General features: G+C 61.3%; 1 protein-coding gene. It reads right to left on the reverse strand.

Annotation, left to right across the window (positions count from 1 at the left end):
• Nucleotides 1-30 precede the first annotated feature (30 nt).
• The coding region (locus ACTD9P_RS29985; RefSeq protein ID WP_438870475.1) for an MFS transporter at nucleotides 31-442 on the reverse strand (412 nt) is incomplete at its 5' end.

The following is a 442-nucleotide window of genomic DNA, read 5'->3' on the forward strand; positions in this document are numbered from 1 at the left end:
TATGGCAGAGCAGGGAAAGGAATTGCCGGGCTATGTGCAACGGGAATTTGAAGAATTTCTCCAAAGCCCGCGACGCAGCGCCGGCAGGCAGAGCAAGTAGAGGGCAGCGCCTGCAATCCATGCCCACCCGTTCCACGTTGTTATAGAAGCCGCATAGATCGCCGTGAAGAGGAGGGGTCCGACGATCGAGGTCAGGCTGGTGAGCGCCGCCAGTGAGCCTTGCAGCTGCCCCTGACGTTCCTCATCCACCTGCCTGGACAACATTGCTTGCAGCGCCGGCATTCCGATGCCACCCGAAGCAAGCAGGACCATGATCGGGAACGCCATCCATCCCCGTGTCGCGAAGGCAAGCAGGATGTAGCCTGTGCCGTCGGCAATCATTCCGAGCATGAGTGCCCGCCTTTCGCCGAGCCGGGCGGCTACAGGGCCGGTGATCATTGCC

Source organism: Pseudomonas onubensis (assembly GCF_965653655.1).
In the GTDB taxonomy this organism is placed as follows: Bacteria; Pseudomonadota; Gammaproteobacteria; order Pseudomonadales; family Pseudomonadaceae; genus Aquipseudomonas.